The sequence below is a fragment of the Thalassovita mangrovi genome, from assembly GCF_009857745.1.
Classification (GTDB): Bacteria; Pseudomonadota; Alphaproteobacteria; order Rhodobacterales; family Rhodobacteraceae; genus Thalassobius; species Thalassobius mangrovi.
In genome coordinates this window covers 89,214-109,909 of the sequence record NZ_WWEN01000011.1, presented here as the reverse complement: position 1 = coordinate 109,909, position 20,696 = coordinate 89,214, and the positions used below count along the sequence as shown (strand labels likewise).

At 65.0% G+C, this 20,696-nt stretch carries 21 protein-coding genes; 11 read left to right on the top strand and 10 right to left on the bottom strand.

Annotation, left to right across the window (positions count from 1 at the left end):
- Positions 1 to 53: 53 nt before the first annotated feature.
- Both GR167_RS19380 and GR167_RS19375 read right to left on the bottom strand, forming a co-directional pair.
- A complete protein-coding gene (locus GR167_RS19380; protein ID WP_160975390.1) occupies positions 54 to 2,570 on the bottom strand; it encodes an ABC transporter permease in 2,517 nt (838 codons plus the stop codon).
- Positions 2,567 to 3,250: an ABC transporter ATP-binding protein gene (locus tag GR167_RS19375; protein ID WP_160975389.1), complete on the bottom strand. Its 684-nt coding sequence runs from the start codon at positions 3,248 to 3,250 to the stop codon at positions 2,567 to 2,569. Before GR167_RS19375 ends, GR167_RS19380 begins: the two co-directional genes overlap by 4 nt.
- A 76-nt stretch (positions 3,251 to 3,326) precedes the next feature.
- On the opposite strand from GR167_RS19375, the gene GR167_RS19370 reads away from it, so the two are divergent.
- A complete protein-coding gene (locus tag GR167_RS19370) occupies positions 3,327 to 3,929 on the top strand; it encodes an arylesterase (RefSeq protein WP_235916071.1) in 603 nt (200 codons plus the stop codon).
- 166 nt (positions 3,930 to 4,095) lie between these two features.
- On the opposite strand, the gene GR167_RS19365 is transcribed toward GR167_RS19370, so the two are convergent.
- Positions 4,096 to 4,302 (bottom strand): cold-shock protein, encoded by a 207-nt coding sequence (locus GR167_RS19365; protein ID WP_160975387.1) that lies wholly within the window; start codon positions 4,300 to 4,302, stop codon positions 4,096 to 4,098.
- Between the two features lie 229 nt (positions 4,303 to 4,531).
- On the opposite strand from GR167_RS19365, the gene trxC reads away from it, so the two are divergent.
- Positions 4,532 to 4,963 carry a thioredoxin TrxC gene (gene trxC, locus GR167_RS19360; RefSeq protein WP_160975386.1) on the top strand — a complete coding sequence of 144 codons (432 nt, stop codon included), beginning with the start codon at positions 4,532 to 4,534 and terminating at the stop codon, positions 4,961 to 4,963.
- A gap of 203 nt (positions 4,964 to 5,166) precedes the next feature.
- Here the strand turns inward: trxC and GR167_RS19355 are convergent, their stop codons facing one another.
- Positions 5,167 to 5,487: an antibiotic biosynthesis monooxygenase family protein gene (locus GR167_RS19355; RefSeq protein ID WP_160975385.1), complete on the bottom strand. Its 321-nt coding sequence runs from the start codon at positions 5,485 to 5,487 to the stop codon at positions 5,167 to 5,169.
- Positions 5,488 to 5,628: 141 nt separating this feature from the next.
- On the opposite strand from GR167_RS19355, the gene GR167_RS19350 reads away from it, so the two are divergent.
- Together GR167_RS19350 and GR167_RS19345 are read left to right on the top strand one after the other, a co-directional pair.
- Positions 5,629 to 6,270, top strand: a complete 642-nt coding sequence (locus GR167_RS19350) for a hypothetical protein (protein WP_160975384.1) — start codon at positions 5,629 to 5,631, stop codon at positions 6,268 to 6,270.
- A 47-nt stretch (positions 6,271 to 6,317) separates the two neighbouring features.
- Positions 6,318 to 6,809 carry a HugZ family pyridoxamine 5'-phosphate oxidase gene (locus tag GR167_RS19345; RefSeq protein ID WP_160975383.1) on the top strand — a complete coding sequence of 164 codons (492 nt, stop codon included), beginning with the start codon at positions 6,318 to 6,320 and terminating at the stop codon, positions 6,807 to 6,809.
- A gap of 28 nt (positions 6,810 to 6,837) precedes the next feature.
- Here the strand turns inward: GR167_RS19345 and GR167_RS19340 are convergent, their stop codons facing one another.
- Positions 6,838 to 9,126 (bottom strand): glycosyl hydrolase family 28-related protein, encoded by a 2,289-nt coding sequence (locus tag GR167_RS19340; protein ID WP_160975382.1) that lies wholly within the window; start codon positions 9,124 to 9,126, stop codon positions 6,838 to 6,840.
- Between the two features lie 180 nt (positions 9,127 to 9,306).
- Between GR167_RS19340 and GR167_RS19335 the strand changes: the two genes are divergently transcribed.
- Positions 9,307 to 10,119, top strand: a complete 813-nt coding sequence (locus GR167_RS19335) for a CHAD domain-containing protein (RefSeq protein WP_160975381.1) — start codon at positions 9,307 to 9,309, stop codon at positions 10,117 to 10,119.
- 276 nt (positions 10,120 to 10,395) lie between these two features.
- On the opposite strand, the gene GR167_RS19330 is transcribed toward GR167_RS19335, so the two are convergent.
- Positions 10,396 to 11,970 (bottom strand): lysine--tRNA ligase, encoded by a 1,575-nt coding sequence (locus tag GR167_RS19330; protein WP_160975380.1) that lies wholly within the window; start codon positions 11,968 to 11,970, stop codon positions 10,396 to 10,398.
- Positions 11,971 to 12,096: 126 nt separating this feature from the next.
- On the opposite strand from GR167_RS19330, the gene GR167_RS19325 reads away from it, so the two are divergent.
- A complete protein-coding gene (locus GR167_RS19325) occupies positions 12,097 to 12,525 on the top strand; it encodes a tellurite resistance TerB family protein (RefSeq protein WP_160975379.1) in 429 nt (142 codons plus the stop codon).
- A 203-nt stretch (positions 12,526 to 12,728) separates the two neighbouring features.
- On the opposite strand, the gene dacB is transcribed toward GR167_RS19325, so the two are convergent.
- On the bottom strand, positions 12,729 to 14,219 hold the full coding sequence (gene dacB / locus GR167_RS19320) for a D-alanyl-D-alanine carboxypeptidase/D-alanyl-D-alanine endopeptidase (RefSeq protein ID WP_160975378.1): 1,491 nt from the start codon (positions 14,217 to 14,219) through the stop codon (positions 12,729 to 12,731).
- Positions 14,220 to 14,283: 64 nt separating this feature from the next.
- A complete protein-coding gene (locus tag GR167_RS19315) occupies positions 14,284 to 14,883 on the bottom strand; it encodes a nicotinate-nucleotide adenylyltransferase (RefSeq protein ID WP_160975377.1) in 600 nt (199 codons plus the stop codon).
- Positions 14,884 to 14,993: 110 nt separating this feature from the next.
- Here GR167_RS19315 and GR167_RS19310 point away from each other — a divergent pair, with 110 nt between their 5' ends.
- Both GR167_RS19310 and GR167_RS19305 read left to right on the top strand, forming a co-directional pair.
- On the top strand, positions 14,994 to 15,869 hold the full coding sequence (locus tag GR167_RS19310; RefSeq protein ID WP_160975376.1) for a bifunctional helix-turn-helix transcriptional regulator/GNAT family N-acetyltransferase: 876 nt from the start codon (positions 14,994 to 14,996) through the stop codon (positions 15,867 to 15,869).
- A 74-nt stretch (positions 15,870 to 15,943) separates the two neighbouring features.
- Positions 15,944 to 16,477, top strand: a complete 534-nt coding sequence (locus GR167_RS19305) for a DUF2059 domain-containing protein (protein ID WP_160975375.1) — start codon at positions 15,944 to 15,946, stop codon at positions 16,475 to 16,477.
- A gap of 107 nt (positions 16,478 to 16,584) precedes the next feature.
- On the opposite strand, the gene GR167_RS19300 is transcribed toward GR167_RS19305, so the two are convergent.
- Positions 16,585 to 17,166, bottom strand: a complete 582-nt coding sequence (locus GR167_RS19300; RefSeq protein WP_160975374.1) for a hypothetical protein — start codon at positions 17,164 to 17,166, stop codon at positions 16,585 to 16,587.
- Positions 17,167 to 17,366: 200 nt separating this feature from the next.
- Here GR167_RS19300 and ettA point away from each other — a divergent pair, with 200 nt between their 5' ends.
- Complete coding sequence (ettA, locus tag GR167_RS19295; protein WP_160975373.1) at positions 17,367 to 19,022, top strand: energy-dependent translational throttle protein EttA; 1,656 nt, start codon at positions 17,367 to 17,369, stop codon at positions 19,020 to 19,022.
- Between the two features lie 273 nt (positions 19,023 to 19,295).
- On the opposite strand, the gene GR167_RS19290 is transcribed toward ettA, so the two are convergent.
- Complete coding sequence (locus GR167_RS19290; protein ID WP_160975372.1) at positions 19,296 to 19,670, bottom strand: hypothetical protein; 375 nt, start codon at positions 19,668 to 19,670, stop codon at positions 19,296 to 19,298.
- Between the two features lie 157 nt (positions 19,671 to 19,827).
- Here GR167_RS19290 and GR167_RS19285 point away from each other — a divergent pair, with 157 nt between their 5' ends.
- Complete coding sequence (locus tag GR167_RS19285; protein WP_160975371.1) at positions 19,828 to 20,310, top strand: histidine phosphatase family protein; 483 nt, start codon at positions 19,828 to 19,830, stop codon at positions 20,308 to 20,310.
- 68 nt (positions 20,311 to 20,378) lie between these two features.
- Positions 20,379 to 20,693 (top strand): divalent-cation tolerance protein CutA, encoded by a 315-nt coding sequence (gene cutA, locus GR167_RS19280; RefSeq protein ID WP_160975370.1) that lies wholly within the window; start codon positions 20,379 to 20,381, stop codon positions 20,691 to 20,693.
- The last annotated feature ends 3 nt before the right edge of the window (positions 20,694 to 20,696 follow it).

The window sequence follows — 20,696 nt, the reverse complement described above, 5'->3', positions numbered from 1 at the left end:
AGGCATCTCTCAGGCTTGAAATCCGAACGGTCGCCTCACTCCCGGTCCGCCGCCTATTCCCGTCCCCTGAGCGTCGCCACTGGCCGCGCGTTCAGCGCCGCCCAGGCGAACCCGATCCCGGCTAGCAGCGTCGCCATCACGCCCCCCGCCACGATGCCAAGTGCCGAGGGCCAGATCACGCCGAACCCGGTTTCCATCACGAAATGCATCACCGCCCAGCCGCCCGCGATCCCCGCCGCCAGCGCCACCAATGCCGCCCCCGCGCCAAGGAATGCCGCGCGCAGGGCGAAGCTTGCCAGGATCTTGCCCCGCGTCGCCCCCAGCGTCTTCAGCACCGCCGCCTCGTAGCGCCGCGCCGGTGCCCCCGCCGCCGCCGCGCCGATCAGCACCAGGAACCCGGTCAGCAGCGTCGCCGCCGCGCCCCATGAGGTCGCCGCCGCGATCCCCGACAGCAGCCCCGACACCCGGTCGATGGCGTCGCGCACCCGGATCGCGGTGATGTTGGGATAGGCCGATGTCAGGTCGTTCAGGATCGCCGGTTCCGCTTCCTCCGAGGCATAGACCGTGGCGATGAACGAATGCGGCGCGCCTGCCAGCGCGGCCTCGTTCATCGCCAGGATGAACCCCATCCCGGCGGTGGAAAAATCCACCTCGCGGAAGCTCGCCAGCGTACCGGTGATGTCGCGGCCCAGGATGTTGATGGTGATCTCGTCACCCAGTTCCAGCCCCATCTCGGCGCCTTCTTCGGCGGCGAAACTGATCAGCGGCGGGCCGTCGTAATCCTCGGGCCACCATTCGCCCGCCGTGACCTTGGTGTTTTCCGGCTTGGCCCCGGCATAGGTCACGCCCCGGTCGCCGCGCAGCACCCAGTGATCGCCCGCCACGTCCCGGGCCGGTTGCCCGTTGATCTTGGTGATCACCCCGCGCAGCATCGGCGCGTGTTCGATCCGGCTGACCTGATCGTCACCGCGCAGGCGGGTCAGGAACCCGTCGATCTGGTCTTTCTGGATATCGACGAAGAAGAACGACGGCGCCTTGCCTGGCAGGTCCTGGGCGATGGCGCCGCGCAGGTTGCCGTCGATCTGGCCCACCGCGGCCAGAACGCTCAACCCCAGCCCCAGCGACAACACCACCGGCGTCGCCTCGTCCCGCGCCGATCCGATGGCCGACAGCGCCCACCGCCACGCCGCGCGTCCCCGCGCCAGCGGGGCCAGCGCGCGGGCCAGCCGCCGCAGACCCAAAGCCGCCAGCGCCAGCGCGAACAGCGCCAGCATCACGCCGCCCGCGGTCCAGACCGTCAGCCGCCAGGTGCCGGAAAACGCCACCGCCACGGCGATCAGCACCCCGGTCAGCCCGGCGGTGATCAGCACATACCGCCACGGCGGCAGCGCCCGCGCCCCCGCCATCGCATCGCGAAACAGCGTCGCCGCGCGCACCTCGCCGGTGCGCGCCAAGGGCCACAGGGTGAAGATCAGCGCGGTCAGGCCCCCGTACACCGCCGCCTCGGCCAGCGGCGCGGGATAGAGCGCGAAATCCGCCGGCACCGGCAATTGCGCCCCGATCACCGGGCCAAGCAGCACCGGAACCCCGCCGCCCAGCAGCAGGCCCAGCCCGATCCCCACCGCCGACAAGGCCCCGATCTGCAGGAAATAGGTCTGGAAAATCAGCCGTTGATCGGCGCCAAGGCTGCGCAATGTGGCGATCACCTGAGTCTTGCCCGCCAGGTAGGCCCGCACCGCCGAGGACACGCCGACGCCGCCCACCGCCAGCCCCGACAGGCCGACAAGGATCAAGAAAGCGCCCAGCCGTTCCACGAAGGTCACGATCCCCGGGGCGCCGTTGCGCGCGTCCCGCCAGCGCAGCCCGCTGTCTTCGAATTGCCGCTTGGCCTCGCCCGCCAGCATCGCCAGATCGGCGCCCTCGGGCAGGTCCAGCCGGTACTTGGTGGAATAAAGCGTCCCCGGCGCCAGCAGGCCGGACTTGGCCAGGTCCTCGGTCCGCACCAGCGATCGCGGCCCCAGCATGAACCCGTCCGCCGCCCCGTCCGGTTCGCCGGTCAGCGCCGCCGACAGCACGAAATCCTGCGTGCCCAGCCGGAACGTGTCGCCCACCCCGATCCCCAGCTGTGCGATCAGCAGCGGGTCCAGCACCGCGCCGGGAAGGCCCTGCCGACCGGCAAGGGCCTCCTGCAAAGGCATCGCCGGGTCGAGCACCACCGCGCCCACCAGCGGATAGGCCCCGTCGACCGCCTTCACCTGCGTCAGCGCGCGGGTGTCACCCGCCACCGCCATCGACCGGAAATCGGCCACCTCGGACACCGCCAGCGCCTGTTCGGCCATCCAGTCCCGTTCGGAATCGCTGGCAAAGCGATAGGTGAATTCCATCTCCGCATCGCCGCCCAGCAGCGCCGCGCCTTCGCGTGCCAGCCCGGCCTCGATGCCGGACCGGACGCTGCCGACCCCGGCGATCGCCGCCACGCCCAGCGACAGGCAGGCGAGGAAGATGCGAAACCCCTTCAGCCCGCCGCGCAATTCGCGCCGGGCCAGCCGCGCCGCGACGCCCAGGCTCATGCCATATCCCCGCCGTCGATCCGCCCGTCGCGCAGCCGCACCACCCGGTCGCAGCGCTGCGCCAGCTCCGGCGCGTGGGTGACCAGCACCAGCGTCGAACCGTGGCGGTCGCGCAACCCGAACAGCATCTCGATGATCGCGGCGCCATTGGCTTCGTCCAGGTTGCCGGTTGGTTCATCCGCCAGCAGGATCTTGGGGCGCGGGGCGCTGGCGCGCGCCAGCGCCACCCGCTGCTGTTCGCCGCCCGACATCTGCGACGGGTAATGATCGGCCCGCGCTTCCAGCCCCACCGTCTTCAATTCCTCCAGCGCGCGGTCGAACGCATCGCGGTGCCCCGCCAGTTCCAGCGGCGTTGCGACGTTTTCCAGCGCGGTCATGGTCGGGATCAGGTGGAAGGACTGGAACACGATTCCCATCGTGTCGCGGCGAAACCGCGCCAGCTGGTCCTCGTCCATCGCGGTCAGGTCCTGGCCAAGCGCCGTGACATGCCCCGACGTGGCTTGTTCCAGCCCGCCCATCAGCATCAGCAGCGAAGATTTGCCGGACCCGGACGGCCCCACCAACCCGACGCTTTCGCCGCTCTGGACATCCAGGGTGATGCCGTGAAGTATCTCGACGCGGCCGGCATTGCCGTCCAGCGCAAGGGTTGCATCTGTAAGGGAAAGTACGGGGTCAGACATGCGGTTCCGCAATTCGTTGAAATCTCTTTTGTCATATGGGGCCGGGTGCTTGCGGGGCAAGGTGCTTGCCGGCTTGATGCTGATTTCGGCGGGGCCCGCGATGGCCGCGCCCGCCACGCTGATCGCCTTCGGCGACAGCCTGACCCAGGGGTACGGGCTAATCGAGCAGGAAGGCTTCGTGCCGCAGCTGCGCGCCTGGCTGGCCGGGCAGGGGGCCGACGTGCGGGTGATCAACGCGGGCGTGTCGGGCGACACAACCGCCGGCGGGCTGGCGCGGCTCGACTGGTCGCTGACCTGGGACGTGCAGGGGATGATCCTGGCGCTCGGCGGCAATGACGCGCTGCGCGGCACCGATCCGGGCGTCACCCGCGCCAATGTCCGCGCCATGTTGCAGGTGGCGCAGGACAAGGGGGTCGAGGTGCTGCTGGTCGGGCTGCGGGCGCCGGGCAATTTCGGCCCCGAGTATCAGGCCGAGTTCAATGCGATCTGGCCCGAACTGTCGGAAGAATTCGGCACGCTTTACGCCGAAAGCTTCTTCGAGGGGTTGGGAGAAACCGACCCGGCCGAGCTGGGCGATCTGTTCCAGCCCGACGGCATCCACCCCAATGGCGAAGGCGTGCGGCTGATCGTCGAAGGTCTGGGCCCGAAGGTGCTGGAACTGATCGAGCGGCTGGACTGATCCCGTTTGGCTTCACCCGCCGGACCGCCCGGTCGCACCGGAGGTGCGCCGTTTATCGTCGGCTCGCCTCTGGCGAGACGGGCGCCACCCGGTCCCCCGAATGCCTCTGCCAATAAAAAAGCCGCCCCAGGGGGCGGCTTCGGTCTCCGCTGATAACGCCAGAGCGTTACAGCAGCGCGAGATCCACGGCGCTTTCGCGGCCGTCACGACCCGATTGCAGCTCGTAGCTGACTTTCTGGTCGTCGGCCAGGCCGGTCAGGCCGGAACGCTCGACCGCCGAGATGTGAACGAATACGTCTTTGCCACCCGCATCGGGGGCGATGAAGCCGTAGCCTTTGGTGGTGTTGAACCACTTTACGGTGCCAGTGGGCATGCCGCAGTCTCCTTTGTTTTGCTGCCCGCGGAAGTGCGGCAGCCCGGCTCGTCAGTACAAGATCGAATAACTGAGCCGGTAAAGGGCCGTGGTCGATAGAGAGTAACGTCGCAGTTGAAAATATGGGGCGACATCTGATTCATGGCAAGAGTGATGTTGAGATTTGCTCTTGTTTCGAGGTTGTTGCCTCTTATATGCGCAGGACAAGATGTGTTTGAGGGAGCCCGTCATGGCGTCGAAGAAAATCACCTGTCTGGACTGCGGCCAGGTCAACCGCGTCCCCGATGACAAGCTGTCCGCCGGTCCCAAATGCGGCACCTGCGGCGCCAAATTGATCCCGGGCAAGGCGGTCGAGGTCGACTTCGCCACCCTGCAAAAGGCCGCGCGCAACGACGATCTGCCGCTGGTGGTGGATTTCTGGGCGCCCTGGTGCGGCCCGTGCCGGATGATGGCGCCGGAATTTTCCAAGGCGGCGGGCACGCTGAACGGTCAGGCCCGCCTGGTCAAGCTGAATACCGAAGATAACCCCAAGGCCGGCGCGGTCTACAACATCCGCGGCATTCCCACCATGGCGGCCTTTGCAGGCGGGCGCGAACGGGCGCGGCAATCCGGCGCGATGCCGGCCCCGGCCATCGTCGATTGGGTCCGCAAGGCGGTCTGACACCTCTGGAATTGATCGGCCCGAACAGCGGCGCTCTGCGCTGCCGGGCCGCGCCCTCCCTCCCCCCTTGGGAGGGCGCTTAGGAGATGCCGCGACCGGCTCGGGTGTCTTCCGGGGCCTCACGATAAAGCACAGCCCTCAAGCCGACTGAGCGCCCCCCCGAGGGAGGGCGCGGCCCTCCGTTCATCGGACCGAAACCCTGCTCACCCGAAGCTGCGCGCCACGTCATACATCACCGGCTCGAAACTCTTGCACAGCTCTGAAATCTCGCGGTTGCGGCGGCGCATTTCGTCGCTGCGCAGCATCGCCTGGAAATCCTCGCGCCGCCGCCATTGCGAATAATTGGCGATCCGGGTCTGCGCGTCGTTCACATGCAGCCCGGCGGCGATGAACCCGGGCTGTTTCGAAATGAAGCTCTCGTAAGCGTCGGTCAGCGCCTCCAGCAGGTCCTGGCAGGTGCCGGGCGTCATTTCGAACGTGGTGATCACCGTCTGGAAGTCATTGTCCTGCGAAATCCTGGGCATGTCGGGTCCTCCCCCTTGGAACCTCCAGCCTAGCACCGGTTGCGGCCAATCCAAAATCCGTTCGACAGTCTGATCGATCCCGGCCGGCCGTTAACTCGGATTTTACGAAAATTTACACAATCTGAGGTCCGGGGGAGTCCCATGGTCCGTGTCCTTGCCTTTGTCTTCAGCTTGTTGCCCGCCGCCGCCCAGGCAGGTGCCTGGCTGCGCGAGCCCGGGCACGGCTTCTTCTCCGCCACGACCTACCTGCTCGAACCCGGCTCGGGCGGGCAGCATTACGCCGGGATTTACCTGGAATACGGGCTGAACAGGCGGCTGACCTTCGGGCTCGATCTGGGGCGCGGCGTGTCGGGGAACACCAAATCCATCGCCTTCCTGCGCTGGCCGCTGGTCGGGACCGGGCGGCACCGGGTCGCGCTCGATCTCGGTATCGGCGAAATCGCCGGCAACCCGACGCTACGGCCCGGCCTGTTTTATGGCACCGGTTTCGACGGGCCGCTTGGATCGGGCTGGCTGTCGCTGGAAACCGCGGCGGAACGCAACCTGCGGGCGGGCTGCATCGACTACAAGGCCGACCTGACCCTCGGCTTGAACCGCCCGCGCCACAAGCTGCTGCTGCAATTGCAATCGGGCAAGGCGGCGGGCGATCCGGCCTTCCTGCGCCTCGTGCCCTCGGTGACCCGCGACATCGGCAAGGGCTGGCAGGTCGAACTGGGGCTGACAAGGGAAGTGATCGGCGGCCACGCCAGCGGGCTGAAGTTGGGCCTGTGGCGGGAGTTTTGACCTCCCGCCCGCTTGCCCCTTTCCGCCTCCCGGCCTAGCTTGCCCCCATGCCCGACCTGATCCGCCCCACCGATGACGAAGCCCGCGCCGTGGCGCGCTCCCTGATCGACAGCGCCCGTTTCGGCGCGCTCGGCGTGGCCGAGGCCGAAACCGGCCTGCCGCTGGTGGCGCGCGTGGCGGTGGGCACCGCGCCCGACGGCCAGCCGCTCAGCCTGGTGTCGGACCTGGCCCATCACACCCGCGCGCTGCAGGCCAACCCGGCCTGTTCGCTGCTGCTGGGGGAACCGGGCCAGAAAGGCGACCCGCTGACCCATCCGCGCCTGACGCTGCAGGCCAGCGCCCGCTTCCTGCGCCACGGGCAGGCCGGACACAAGGAACTGGCCGCGCATTACTTGCGCGACCATCCCAAGGCCAAGCTCTATATCGGGTTCGCCGATTTTTCCTTCGTGCTGTTCGACGTCACCCGCGCCTATCTGAATGGCGGCTTCGGCAAGGCCTTCACGCTGACGCCGGACGACCTGGGCCTGAGCGCCCGATAAGGCGCGGCCGGGCCTGGCTCGGTCCCGTTCAGGCATTATCCATCCGCACCGTCACCGCGACATCGCCGGTCACCGCTTGCGACCAGTTCAGCGTGACATGGTCGCGGCCCGCGCCCTGTTCCACCGCCAGGTAAGGCTGATCGTAAACCGCCACGTTGTTGGCGTTCTTGATCTTCGACCGGCTCACCACCGCCTGCACGTTCTGCGCATAGCCGCCGAAGGGCAGGGGCCCGGCGCAATCCACGCTCCAGCTGCTGGCGGCGCTGTTCTGCGCGTGCTGCAGCACCACCGGGTTGGAAATGTCCTGGCTGATGGCGTTGAACATGTTGCCCTGCACGGTGATGTTGCGCATCCGGCTGTAATCCAGGTCGGCATAGCTGGTGTCGATGTAATCGACCCGGTCCAGCGTGCCCTGGATCGAGCGGAAGATATTGCCGGTGACGTTCAGCCCGCTGATAAAATGCCCCGCCCCGTGCGGCTTGACCACGATGAAGCGGGACCACGGCGCGGCGCCGATCGACTGGAAGATATTGTCGGTGATGCTCAGCGCGCTGAAGGAATATTCGTTGCTGAAACCGGGTTCGTGATCGTGTTCGTTGGCCCATTCGATCGAACAGTTGTCGATGTAATTGCCGTTGATCGTGGCGCGGTTATGCGTACTGGTCAGCACCAGCCCCGCGGTTCTCACGCCCTCGTCCTCATCATCTCCCTGGAACCAGTGATTGCCGGTGATGATCGAACTGGTGCCGCCCAGAACCGCGAAATGCCGGAACTGCGTCACCCGGTTGTTGCGCAGCTTGACGTCGTTGGCATTGGCGCTGATCGCCACCGATGTGCGGTCCTGCGCCCGCATCCCGGTCTCGTTCGACAGGAATTGGCAACGGTCGATCAGCATCCCCTGGCAGCCTTCCCCGATCGAGGACACGCCGCGATCCTTGGGCGAGGTGAAGAAACAGTCGCGCAGGTGGAAAATCAGCCCCGCCGGCGCCAGGACGATGCCGCTGGCGCGGCCGTTGCACTGAAACTCGATATCCGACATGGAAAACTTGGACAGCTTTGCGAAACCGCTGAAATCCAGGATGTATTTGAACCGGGTGAAGGTATAGTTCTGCGTCCCCACCGCGTCGAACAGCGGCGCCGACAGGGTGATGTCCTGCGTCGCCACGTTCTTGTCGCGGACATAGACCTCGCGCCCGACCCCGTTGCCGGTGACCAGCGATCCGATCGGGATATTGGCGACATTGGCGACATTGCTCAGCCGGTAGGGGGAAGACGCCGAATAGCTGGCCGAGGAGGTGAAGCTTTCGCTGTCCCAGTCGGTCGAGGCCTCACAATAGAACTGGCCGTTGCGGATATGGCGGCGTTGGGCGAATTCGCTGCGGTTGGGCACCGCCGCCTGCATGTCGATCGGCCCGGTCACGCTGATCCGCCGCCCGCCGAGGTCCAGCGATTCATGATCGGAATTGTTCAGCAGCGACTGGAACGCCTTGCGGAACGCCTGCATCTCGTCGCCGAAGGCGTCGATGTAGGTGGGCAGGTCGAAGCTCTTGGTCAGCGACAGGATGGCGCTGTCGGGCATCACCAGCGTGCCCTCGAACTGCACCGGGTTGGACAGCGTCACGCTGGAGCCGAGGTAATAGCTCCCCGCCGACACCAGCACCCGGCGGCCCTGCGCGGCATCGTCGGCGGCGGCGAAGGCGGCACTGTCGTCGGTCGCCCCGTCGCCCACCGCGCCGTAATCGCGCACATCGACCCAGTTCATCAGCTTGCGGTGGAACACATGGGTGATGTCCTCGATCACGATATCGTCGATCCGCACCACGCCGCCGTTGGCCCCGGTCAGGTCCAGCCCGAAATGGCCAAAGACCGGCACGTCGCCCCAGACCATGTCGACCCCACCGCGATTGCCCGATCCGACGATGGCGCTGACCTCCACCACCTGGCCGTAGCTGCTCAGCGCCACGCTGGGCCCGGTCTCGGTCAGCCCGGTCACATGGGCTTCGCTGCCATTGCCGGCCCACCCGGCGATCCGCACCGAGGGCAGGTTGCCGCTGATCGCCTTCACCTTGGCGCTGATCCGCAGGTAACAGCCGGGGAACAGCGGCGTCTGCCCCATGTAGCGCAGCTTCTGTGTCGTCGCGGTTTTCTGCAGCTCCAGGCAGCCGGCGAAGTCTGCATCGGCGGGGACATAGGCGGCATTGGCCGCGTTTTGATAGGTATCCGATCCCGGCGTGCCGTCGCCGCTCGACCACACATCCAGCCCGAATTCGAATGCGGTGGGCATGAACACCACGCCCTCGGTAATCGCCTTGTTCATCCTTGATCCTTTCCCCTGGCCCGTCACGCGGAAAGCGGCATAGCAGGGCAGGGGTTAATGGCGGCTGAGACGACCGTGCGGGCCCTCGCCCCGGCTTCCCCCTCTGTTTCCGAGGTCGCCAGTTGCAGCAGGCAGGGCCAGATCATAGTTAAGAAGAAACCCCGACAGGGACCGATCCCAATGACCTATCGCATCCTGCGCACCGACAAATCGCTGCAATCCGCCCTGCGCCGCATCGCGCTGGAACAGATCGACGCGGGGCTTGCGGAAATCGCCGATCCCGGCATGGACCGCAAGGCGCTGGTGCATAACCTGCGCAAGCGCTGCAAGAAGCTGCGCGGGCTGATCTGGCTGGTCCATGACGGCATGGCCGAGGCCAAGGCCGAAGACCACGCGATCCGCGACCTGGCCCGGCTGCTGGCCGGCCATCGCGACGCGGCGGTGCTGTCGGACACCCACGCAAGCCTCGGCGGCGGCGCGGCCCAGGCGTCGCAGGACGCCCTGCCCGAGGGCGTCGAAGACGGATTTCACGCCCTGCGCACCCGCGCGGCGCATTGGAAACTCAGGGGCAAGGACACGGCGATCCTCGCCGCCGGGCTGACCCATGTGGCGGGCCGGATGAACGCGGCCTGCAAACAGGCGCTGAAGGACCCGTCGCCGGCAAACCTGCACGAATGGCGCAAATGGGCCAAGTATCACTGGTATCACGCCCGTCTGATGCAGGCGGCCTGGCCCCACCCGATCCGCGCCCGCCGTGCCGAGGCACAGGCGCTGGCCGAGGCCCTGGGAGATCACCACGACCTGGCGGTCTATCGCGACAGGCTGCACGGGCAGTCGGCCACGGATCGCGACGCGCTCGACGCCCGCGCGGCCAGGCGGCAGAAGAAGCTGGAAAGGCGCGCCTTCGATCTCGGCCGCCGCTTCCTGGCCGACAGTCCCGAAGACCTGGCCAGACGCTGGGTCGCCTGGTGGAAGATCAGCCGCGAAGGCTAGGCCCGGCAGCGCCGTCTGTCCGAATGGAGTGCGCCTTTGGCGCACGCTTTATATCTCAGAAAAACGCTTTCAGCATTTTTCTTCGGGACGCCTCCGGCGGGAGTATTTGGGCCAAGAAGAAACATAAGGGTGCTCTGCCGTTTCATCTTGGTGAAAATACCTCGGGGGTTTGGGGGCTGGCCCCCAACCCGCTTCGCCCAGGGGCGAAGCAAAAACGGCGCGCCCTGAAAGGGCGCACCGCTTGTGTCCGGGACAGAAGATGTCGGTCGCCGGGCCTCAGCCCAACTCGCCCGCCAGCGCCTTGTCGATCAGCGCGATGGTCTCGGTCACGCCGTAAAGCGCGATGAAGCCGCCGAAGCGCGGGCCCTGAGAGGCGCCCAGCAGCACCTCGTAAAGCGCCTTGAACCAGTCGCGCATCGGGTCGAACCGTTCGCGGCCGACCGAGAACACCAGCCCCTGCAGTTCCTCGGCATCCAGCCCGCCGTCCCAGACGGCCAGCTTGTCGCGCAGCTCGCTCAGCGCCTCGCGTTCCAGCTCGCTCGGCGCGCGGAACACCTTTGTGGGTTTGACGAAGTCGTTGTAATAGCGCACCGCGAACCCGGCCGCCTGATCCATGTCGGCATTGGTTTCGGGGCTGGCCTCGGGCGCGTAGCGGCGGATGAAGCCCCACATGGTTTCGGTGTCCTCGGCGCCGGACACCGACGCCAGGTTCAGCAGCATCGAGAACGGCACCACCATGGTCGATGCCGGCGGGTTGCCGTTGTGGATGTGCCAGACCGGGTTGTTGACCTTCTGCGCCGCGTCCTGATCCTCGAAGGCGCGCAGCTGCTGGTGATATTCATCCACCGCCTTGGGGATCACGTCGAAATGCATCCGCTTGGCGGTCTTCGGCTTCTGGTACATGAAATAGGACAGCGACTCGGTCGAGGCATAGGTCAGCCATTCGTCGATGGTCAGCCCGTTGCCTTTCGACTTGGAAATCTTCTCGCCGTTTTCATCCAGGAACAGCTCGTAGGTGAAGTGTTCAGGCTTCTTGCCGCCCAGGATCTCGCAGATCCGGTCATAGATCGGCGTGTTGGTGCTGTGATCCTTACCGTACATTTCGAAATCCACGTCCAGCGCCGCCCAGCGGGCGCCGAAATCGGGCTTCCATTGCAGCTTCACATTGCCGCCGGTCACCGGCAGGGTCCATTCGCGGCCGTCTTCGTCGTCGAAGGTGATGGTGTAATCGGTCGCGTTCACCTCCTTCATCGGCACGTAAAGCACGCGGCCGGTTTCGGGGTGGATCGGCAGGAAGATCGAATAGGTCTGCTGACGCTCTTCGCGCAGGGATTTCAGCATCACCTTCATCACGTCGTCATAGCGTTCGACGGCGCGTTTCAGCACCTCGTCGAACTGGCCCGACTTGTAGAATTCGGTGGCCGAATAGAATTCATATTCGAACCCGAACGTGTCGAGAAACCGGCGCAGCATCGCGTTGTTGTGGTCACCGAAGCTGTCATATTCGCCGAACGGATCGGGCACGGCGGTCAGCGGTTTCTGGATGTTGGCGTGCAGCATGTCCTGATTGGGCACGTTTTCCGGCACCTTGCGCATCCCGTCCATGTCGTCGGAAAAGCAGATCAGCCGGGTCGGGATATCGCTGATCAATTCGAACGCGCGGCGGATCATCGTGGTGCGCGCGACCTCGCCGAAGGTGCCGATATGCGGCAGGCCCGACGGGCCATAGCCGGTCTCGAACAGAACGTGACCCTTCGCGGGCGCCTGTTTCTCGTAACGCTTCACCAGCTTCCGGGCTTCCTCGAAGGGCCAGGCTTTCGATTTCAGGGCGGCGTCACGAAATTCGGACATCGGTTTTCTCCAACAGGTCAGGGTCCGCCCGCGCCCCATGCGCGGCAGACGCCGCTTCCTATTGCGGCTGTGCTGCACAGTCAATATTCTGCCGCTGCAACATGATGTCCCTGGAAGGCGCAGACCATGAAAACCGAACCGATCGCCCATCCGCTCAGCCCGCAGGATTGCCTCGTCGCCTTGATGATCGCGATGTCGGCCTCGGATGAGCAGATGCGCACCGCCGAGCTGATGAAGATCCAGAACCAGGTCAACCACCTGCCGATCTTCGCCTCCTACGATATCGACCGGATGCAGCAGATGGCGCAGACCGTATTCGACCTGTTTTCCGAAGAAGACGGGCTCGATGCGCTGTTCGGCTTGATTCGCGACAACCTGCCCGAGCACCTCTATGAAACCGGCTATGCGCTGGCTTGCGACGTGGCCGCCGCCGATGGGCTGATCCCGGAACCGGAACTGCGCCTGCTGGAGGAAATTCGCTACGAGCTCGATATCGACCGGCTGCACGCCGCCGCGATCGAACGCGGCGCCCGTGCCCGGCACCTGAGCGCCTGATTTTCAGGTGCCAAAGGCCCGGCCCCGCCGGGCCGCGCCCGAGCGCGCGCTCGGGCCCACCGCTCAAATCTAAAAGCTACAGTTATTTATCGCACCCGGCCCGGAACAAGGCCGTCAGGGTGAAGATGGACCGTCGCGCCAGTGGCGCGGCGAAAGCCCGATGAACGGGCCAGCGTCCCCCCGCGGACTGGTGCTGCCCCGGCTCAGACCCCGTACATCGCGCCCCAGCGTTCCAGCAGCTTCTGCTGCAGCCGCTTGGATTTGCGGTTCCAGCTGCGCCCGCCCTCGGGCCGTTCGCGTTCGCTCTTGCTCAGCTTGTTGCGCCGCGGCTGGTCGGCGGTGAGGATGGCAAAGGCCAGCTCGGTCCCGTTCTTGTCGGTGACATACCCGGCCAGGCAGCTGGCGAAATTTAGCGTCCCGGTCTTGGCCACCACGTGCAGCGGATGCGCCTTGTTCGGCTTGCCGTCGTCATGGCGCAGGGTGATCTGTTTCAGCAGCGGTTTCAGCTGTTGCTTCGCCAGCGGCGTGTTCAGCGCCGCCACCATGTCGGCGGCGCTCATCCGCGAGGTGCCGCCAAGCCCGGAATGATCGACGAAATCGGAACTGGCCATGCCCAGCCGCGTCTTGGCCCAGCGGCTCATCGCACCGGCCGAGGCCTGCAGCGTCGCGGGCTTGCCGCCCGCCGCCCCGGTCGCCGCCATGCCGACCATTTCGGCGGTCAGGTTGGTGGAATATTTCAGCATCTCGCGCAGGATGTCGCGCAGCGCCGGGCTGTCATGGCTGACCAGCGTGTTCCCCGCCGGCAGCGTCGCCGCCACGGTTTCGCGCTTCAACACGATGCCATGGGCACGGGCCAGGGTGCGGAACACGTCGCCGGCATATTTTTCCGGCCGCCGCACCGGCAGCCAGCGCGCGCCGCCATTGCCCAGGGCGCCGCTCGCCACGGTCCACAGATCGGTGCCGCCGCGCTGTTCATAGGTATAGACCGGCAGCTGGCGGTTCTTCACCGCCATCTTCGCCACCGCCACTTCGGGGCGGTAGCGGGCGCTGCGCGCATCCATCGTCACGCCCCAGCCGCTGCCTGCCCGGCGCCATTCGAAATGCACCCGGTTGTAATTCAGCGCCACGCCGCAAATCGCCGGGTTGTACCCGGCATGATCGGGCTGATCGCTGTCGATCATCTTGGTATAGGGCAGGGCGCCCGCCCAGACCTTGAAGGTGCCGCTCACCTCGTGCACGCCCGCCGCCTTCAACTGCCGCGCCATGTCGGCCAATCCGTCGGTGTCCAAGCTCGGATCGCCGCCGCCCGCCAGCACCAGATCCCCCTTCAGTACGCCGTTTACCACCGGCCCGGTGGCGATCAGCCGGGTCTGGAACCGGTGCTCCGGCCCCAGCTTTTCCAGCGCATACATGGCGGTGATCGACTTGGTCACGCTTGCAGGCGGCAGGCCCAGGGTTTCGACATGGGTTTCCAGCACCTTGCCGGTTTTGGTGTCGGCCACCGCGAACCCGATCTGCCCGCTCAGCCCCGATCCGCGCAGCAGCGCCTCGACCCCCGGAACCGCCTGCTTGTGCAGCCCCCCGGGCCGCAGCTGCGGCCGCAGCGACACCGCGGGCGGCGCGGCCAATGCGGGCCCCGCCGAAAACGCGGCGAGAAGGGTGAAAAAACTGCGTCGTGAAACCGTCTGAACCATGCGGGAATCCTAACCCGCGACGCGCCTCAGCGGCAAGCGGAACCAACCGCGCGCCGTTGCCGCATCAGTCCCAATCGCCGCGCTCACGGATCATTGTTGAAGACAGCGCAACAAGCGGCACGTTGAGGAAGCACCAGCAGGGCGGCGGGCAATGGCCCAGCAGCTGGCTGTCCGACGCATCCAGCCGGTATTTGCGGAACACCCGCGCCGTTTTCGACGACCGCGCCGATATCCGCCGCCGGGGCCGCGCCAGCACGCCGACCGGCACCCGGGTCATGATTTCCTGCCAGTCCTGCCACTGGTCGAACTGCACCAGGTTGTCGGCCCCCATCAGCCAGACGAAATTCAGGTCGGGCCGCTGCTGCTGCAGCTTGGCGATCGTCTGCGCGGTGTAGCGGGTGCCGGTCTGCGCCTCGAAATCGCTGATCTTCACGCGCGGATGATCCATCACCTGACGTGCCTGTTCCATCCGCCGGGTCAGATCGGCAGGCCCCTTTGCTTTCAACGGGTTGCCGGGGCTGACCAGCCACCAGACCTGATCCAGCCCGAACCGTTTCAGCGCCTCGCGGGTGATATGGGCATGGCCTTCATGGGCCGGATCGAAGGACCCGCCCAGCAGCCCGATCACCTGTCCGGCACGTGCATATGGCAATTCGTAACGCATTGCGTTTCCTTGGCCTTTCGCGGCTTGCGCTGTCAATGGGCAAGGCACCGCTTGACGCCGCAAAAAGGTTGTCTTAGGTAAATCAAAAAGGTTTACAAAGGTAAACGATCATGCCGCAAGACCCCGTCGCCCGCATCCGCCGCTTCAACCGCGCCGTCACCCGTGAAACCGGTGCGCTGGACCAGTCCTTCCTCGGCCGGGGCCGCCCTCTGGGACCGGCGCGGGTGCTGCACGCCATCGGCCCGGACGGCACCGATCTGGAAAAGATCCGCGATTACCTCGACCTGGAAAAGGCGCTGCTCAGCCGCTTCCTGAAGACCCTGCAGGACGACGGGCTGATCGCGCTGGAAAAGGACCCCGCCGATGGCCGCCGCCGCATCGCGGTGCTGACCGAACAGGGCAGGGCGGAACAGGCCGCCTATAACGCGCTGTCCGACGACCGCGCCCGTGCCCTTTTGGACCGCCACCCGCGCCCCGAGGCTTTGCTGGCCGCGATGGACCTGGTCGCCTCGGCCCTTGGCCGCGACCGGGTGGACCTGACCGAGGCCGATCCGCGCAGCACCGACGCCGTTTACTGCCTCTCCGAATATTACGCCGAACTGGGCCGCCGTTTTGAGACCGGCTTCGACGTCAATCTCAGCCGCGATCCCGAAGTCACCGACATGATGCCCCCGCGCGGCACCTTCCTGATCGCCCGCTCCGACGGGTTGCCGCTGGGCTGCGTCGGGCTGAAGGGCACCGATAAGGGCTATGCCGAAATCAAGCGCCTCTGGGTCTCCCCCGCCGCCCGCGGCCTCGGCATGGCACGCCGGTTGATGGACGCCGCCGAAACCGCCGCCCGCGACCTCGGCATCGCGCTGCTGCGGCTCGACACCAACTCGGCCCTGCCCGAGGCGGTCGCGCTCTACCGCAATTCCGGCTGGACCGAGATCGACCGCTTCAACGACGACCCCTACCCGGATCATTTCTTCGAGAAATCAATTTAAAGGTGGAGATTGATTTTCCGGCCGCCTATCTCCAGATAGTAGAATTTATAGGTCGTTCAATCTGGAGCTCCTCTTTGACCCATAAATATCTTCTGCTCGCTGCTTTCACGGCTTTCAGCGCACCGACCGTAGTTCTATCTGATGCAACAGAAGACGCGACCCGGATTGCCGAGGTCACGGTCACGGATGAATTATTTCAGGCTGCTTTCCGGGTGCAGGGCCCCATAATTGCAAATGCTATGGAAAACCAACTGCGCAACATCGGAATTCAAATATCCGATCCTGAGGCTTTCACGAAAATCGTTATCGAGGAAATGTTAGCGGAAATTACGTTGGATATGCAAAAGGCGATGGTCGATTATTATCTTACAAACTTTTCTTCCGATGATCTCACAGGTATCCGCAGCTTCTATGAAAGCTCGCCCGGCAGAGCTCTTCTAAAGAAGACACCCGAACTTATGGAATTCAGTGCCAAGCAAGGCGCAATCGCGGGGCAGAAGGCAGCGAGGGCCGCTGGAGATCGGATCGCAGATCGGATCGAACGCGAAAGGATTCAAATCACCGAACCTTCGATGCTTCAGAAATTGCTGCGGGCACTGCGCAACTAAAGCTGCACCCGGTGCTTCTGGTTTGCGCCCACTCCCGGGACCGGGCGCAAATCTCTATAGAAAAAACACTCACTCAACTTGTTGCGTTACCGACGATGTGCAGAGGATCACGACCCGCTATCGGCGCAGCGCATGTAGCTGTTCACAACCCAGCTCCAAGTTTCCTCAGCGTCGAAATTGGCCACCAGTGGGTTCGGGCCCTTTCCGGTGATCGCCTTGATCCCGTGCTGGATCATGTAGCGTGGCGAATGCTGCGGCGCCTGCAGTTTCGCAAGGTCACGGCACAGCGCGCGATGCGCGGAAGAGCCGGTTTCGGTCATCGGAGTGAAGGCCGTATTCATCCGGCCTTGCCAATCCGGCCCTCCTTCATTGGTAAGGTTGATTACCAAAACCTCTATTGCCTGATGTGCCGTCTTGTCCGTAACGCGGGCTGCATCAAACCGCCCGCGCGCATATAGCAGGGCCAGCAACTTCGCAGCGCGCTTGTCTTGTCCTTTCCGATAGCATGCCATGATACTCAGCGATAAATCGGCGGGTGACAGATCAGCCGCTGCGCTCGTCATCGCGATGCACCCCGCATTTTGTGTTGGAGCGAGATTGCCCTCGGCTTCGATGTTTTTGATGTTGATGTCCGCCAATGCTGGGGCGGCCATAAGGGTTGCGATGACTGCGAAAATCCGGATCTGCATACATGTTTCCTGAAATCAATCGCTCGAACAATCTCAAGCTTTTTCTGTATATTCAAGTAAATCATAGGTGGTGGCTCTGCGGCGTATGCTAGTGGCACTCTCGGGGGCTACCTGTTCCTCTCACCTTCAACGATTGCCCCCACCCCTGCACTCCGCTATCACACCGTCCAACGTGAATTCCCTGCAACGGAGCGATCCTGATGGCCTCTTACCAGTATGTCTACCACATGTCCGGAGTGTCCAAGACCTATCCGGGCGGCAAGAAATGTTTCGATAACATCAACCTGAACTTCCTGCCCGGGGTGAAAATCGGCGTCGTCGGCGTCAACGGCGCCGGTAAATCGACCCTGATGCGCATCATGGCCGGGATGGACAAGGATTACACCGGCGAAGCCTGGGCCGCCGAGGGCGCCAAGGTGGGCTACCTGCCGCAGGAACCCGAACTCGACCCCAATCTCGACGTGCGCGGCAACGTCATGCTGGGCGTGGCCGAAAAGAAGGCCATCCTGGATCGCTACAACGACCTGGCGATGAACTATTCGGACGAGACCGCCGACGAAATGGCCAAGCTGCAGGATGAAATCGACGCGCAGAACCTGTGGGATCTCGACAGCCAGGTCGACATCTCGATGGAGGCGCTGCGCTGCCCGCCCGACGATGCCGACGTGACCTCGCTCTCGGGCGGTGAAAAGCGCCGGGTGGCGCTGTGCAAGCTGCTGCTGGAATCGCCCGACATGCTGCTGCTCGATGAACCGACCAACCACCTCGACGCGGAAACCATCGCCTGGCTGCAGCAGCACCTGATCGATTACAAGGGCACGATTCTGATCGTCACCCACGACCGCTATTTCCTCGACGACATCACCGGCTGGATTCTCGAACTCGACCGCGGCCGCGGCATCCCCTACGAGGGCAACTATTCCAACTGGCTGGAACAGAAGGCCAAGCGGCTGCAGCACGAGGCCAAGGAAGACAAGGCGCGGCAGAAGACGCTGGAACGCGAATTGGACTGGATTCGCCAGGGCGCCAAGGCGCGCCAGTCGAAATCCAAGGCCCGGATCGCGGCCTATAACGACCTGGCAAACCAGTCCGAGCGCGAAAAGATCACCCGCGCCCAGATCGTCATCCCCAACGGCCCGCGCCTCGGCTCGAAGGTGATCGAGGTCAACGGGCTGAAGAAACACATGGGCGACAAGCTCCTGATCGAGGGCCTGTCCTTCGACCTGCCCCCCGGCGGCATCGTCGGCGTCATCGGCCCCAACGGCGCCGGTAAGACCACGCTGTTCCGCATGCTGACCGGCCAGGAACAGCCCGACGAGGGTACGGTGGAATACGGCGACACGGTGAAGCTCAGCTACGTCGACCAATCCCGCGACGACCTGAACGACAACGACACCGTGTGGGAAGCGATCTCCGGCGGCGCGGAACTCATCGAACTGGGCGACGCCCAGGTCAATTCCCGCGCCTATTGCTCGTCGTTCAACTTCAAGGGCGGCGACCAGCAGAAGAAACTGTCGCTGCTGTCGGGCGGTGAACGCAACCGCGTCCACATGGCCCGGCTGCTGAAGGAAGGCGGCAACGTGCTGCTGCTCGACGAACCGACCAACGATTTGGACGTCGAAACCCTCCGCGCGCTGGAAGACGCTCTGGTCGATTTCGCCGGCTGCGCCGTGGTCATCTCGCACGACCGCTTCTTCCTCGACCGGATCTGTACCCACATCCTCGCCTTCGAGGGCGACGCCCATGTCGAATGGTTCGAAGGCAACTTCGAGGAATACGAGGAAGACAAGAAGCGCCGCCTCGGCCCGGACGCGCTGGAGCCGAAACGGCTCAAGTACAAGAAGTTCACGCGGTGAACAGAAGGCGGCCTCCGGGCCGCCTTTTTTTGGGGCCCATTGCCATCCGGCTAGGTAGCGACCGAACCGAGGAGGGGCGTAAAAGGCCCGCCGCTTTGTCCTTTGGTAAACCTCCGGTTTGACGGGGGCGGCTCAGACGCTGCCAAATCGAAGATTTGGCTGGATTTCCCATCCTTGCCGGATTTCCGCCCCACGCGAACCCCTCGCCGAAATCCGTAGGGTGGGGTTTCACCCCACCACCCCACCGCAGGCCGAGCCTCACCCCGGCTCCCCTCAATCCTTCGCGAAATACCCCTTGTCCCAGTTCTTGCTGGTGCATTTGGCGGTCATCGTCATCCGTTCCCGCGCCGGGGCCGATTGCGTGGTCAGGTTCACATCGGTGAAGCGCGGCGATATCTCGATCCGCAGCCGGTTGCGCTCGACCGTCCGCAACGTGGCCACGCCGCCGCGGAACGACGCGTAATGGCCGGTTTTCAGGTCCCGCACCACGAAGGCCCGGTCGGTCACGTTGCAATGGTTGCGCAGGGTGATGCGGGCCTGGATCGGATCGTGTTTGATCCCCAGGACCCCGCCGATGTCATCGCGCAGGCCATACCCGGCCAGGGTGATCACGCAAACCAGGGCAAGCCCGATAAGGGCGGCTTTCATGCTGTTTCGTTCCCTCTGCTCGACCGGCGTTGATACCGGCGCTTAACCCTGCAACGGTGAAAATCCGAAAAATGTGAGAAATGCGCCGCTCTCCGCCCCCCTGGACAGATCCCTGCACAACCGTCCACACTGCTCCCGAGCCACGAGGGAGGCCCCAATGACCCGGCACCGCTTCATCCTGACCGCCATCGCCCTGCTGCTGTCCGCCTGCGCGCCGCGCGCGGTGCCGCCGGGCGCCACGACCACCGTGATCGCCCTGCGCCACGCCGACCGGTTCGGCAACGACCTGTCGGACAAGGGGCAAAAACGCGCCGCGGCGCTGCCCGCCGCGCTTGCCGGATACGACATCGACGCGATCTATGCCCCCGATATCAAGCGCAACCTCGATACCGCCGCGCCGCTGGCCCGCGCCACCGGGCTGCGGGTCCGCACCATCGCCGTCGAAACCGCCGCCGGGCGGATGACCTCGGCCCATCCTGGCGGCACCGTCGTCTGGGTCGGCAACAAGGCGAACCTGAAAACCCTGTGGCAGGATCTCGATGCGCCGGGCGATCCGCCGCTGGAATACGGCGATCTCTTCGTGGTCACGCTGCAAGGCGACGGCAAGCGCGCCCTGCGCCGGCTGCATTTCGGCGACTGACGGCAGGGGCTTGACCGCGCCCCCGGCGCTGCCAAACTGCGCCCCGACCCAAATTTCCGGAGCCGCCCTTGCCCATCCTCAGATTTACCGTCAACTGCCCCAACCTGGACGCCGCCACCGATATCGCCGACGACCTGATCGTGCGCGGGTTGGTCGCCCGCGCCACCATCCACCAACCGGTCGAAACCCATTACCGGGCCGAGGACGGCGTCGATTACAGCGAAGAAATCCCGCTTTCCCTGATCACCCGGCCCGACCTGGAAACCCAGGTCGAAACCGCCATCCTGGCGCTGCATCCCTATGACATGCCGCCGATCCTGCGCCACCTGCTGCAGGCCAATGCCGATTACGAAGCCTGGGTCGCCGAGGAAACCGGCGGCTGAACC

Coding starts and splice junctions, on each gene's coding strand:
- GR167_RS19380 (WP_160975390.1), bottom strand. CDS start 2,570: ATGAGCCTGGGCGTCGCGGCGCGGCTGGCCCGGCGCGAATTGCGCGGC.
- GR167_RS19375 (WP_160975389.1), bottom strand. CDS start 3,250: ATGTCTGACCCCGTACTTTCCCTTACAGATGCAACCCTTGCGCTGGAC.
- GR167_RS19370 (WP_235916071.1), top strand. CDS start 3,327: ATGCTGATTTCGGCGGGGCCCGCGATGGCCGCGCCCGCCACGCTGATC.
- GR167_RS19365 (WP_160975387.1), bottom strand. CDS start 4,302: ATGCCCACTGGCACCGTAAAGTGGTTCAACACCACCAAAGGCTACGGC.
- trxC (WP_160975386.1), top strand. CDS start 4,532: ATGGCGTCGAAGAAAATCACCTGTCTGGACTGCGGCCAGGTCAACCGC.
- GR167_RS19355 (WP_160975385.1), bottom strand. CDS start 5,487: ATGCCCAGGATTTCGCAGGACAATGACTTCCAGACGGTGATCACCACG.
- GR167_RS19350 (WP_160975384.1), top strand. CDS start 5,629: ATGGTCCGTGTCCTTGCCTTTGTCTTCAGCTTGTTGCCCGCCGCCGCC.
- GR167_RS19345 (WP_160975383.1), top strand. CDS start 6,318: ATGCCCGACCTGATCCGCCCCACCGATGACGAAGCCCGCGCCGTGGCG.
- GR167_RS19340 (WP_160975382.1), bottom strand. CDS start 9,126: ATGAACAAGGCGATTACCGAGGGCGTGGTGTTCATGCCCACCGCATTC.
- GR167_RS19335 (WP_160975381.1), top strand. CDS start 9,307: ATGACCTATCGCATCCTGCGCACCGACAAATCGCTGCAATCCGCCCTG.
- GR167_RS19330 (WP_160975380.1), bottom strand. CDS start 11,970: ATGTCCGAATTTCGTGACGCCGCCCTGAAATCGAAAGCCTGGCCCTTC.
- GR167_RS19325 (WP_160975379.1), top strand. CDS start 12,097: ATGAAAACCGAACCGATCGCCCATCCGCTCAGCCCGCAGGATTGCCTC.
- dacB (WP_160975378.1), bottom strand. CDS start 14,219: ATGGTTCAGACGGTTTCACGACGCAGTTTTTTCACCCTTCTCGCCGCG.
- GR167_RS19315 (WP_160975377.1), bottom strand. CDS start 14,883: ATGCGTTACGAATTGCCATATGCACGTGCCGGACAGGTGATCGGGCTG.
- GR167_RS19310 (WP_160975376.1), top strand. CDS start 14,994: ATGCCGCAAGACCCCGTCGCCCGCATCCGCCGCTTCAACCGCGCCGTC.
- GR167_RS19300 (WP_160975374.1), bottom strand. CDS start 17,166: ATGCAGATCCGGATTTTCGCAGTCATCGCAACCCTTATGGCCGCCCCA.
- ettA (WP_160975373.1), top strand. CDS start 17,367: ATGGCCTCTTACCAGTATGTCTACCACATGTCCGGAGTGTCCAAGACC.
- GR167_RS19290 (WP_160975372.1), bottom strand. CDS start 19,670: ATGAAAGCCGCCCTTATCGGGCTTGCCCTGGTTTGCGTGATCACCCTG.
- GR167_RS19285 (WP_160975371.1), top strand. CDS start 19,828: ATGACCCGGCACCGCTTCATCCTGACCGCCATCGCCCTGCTGCTGTCC.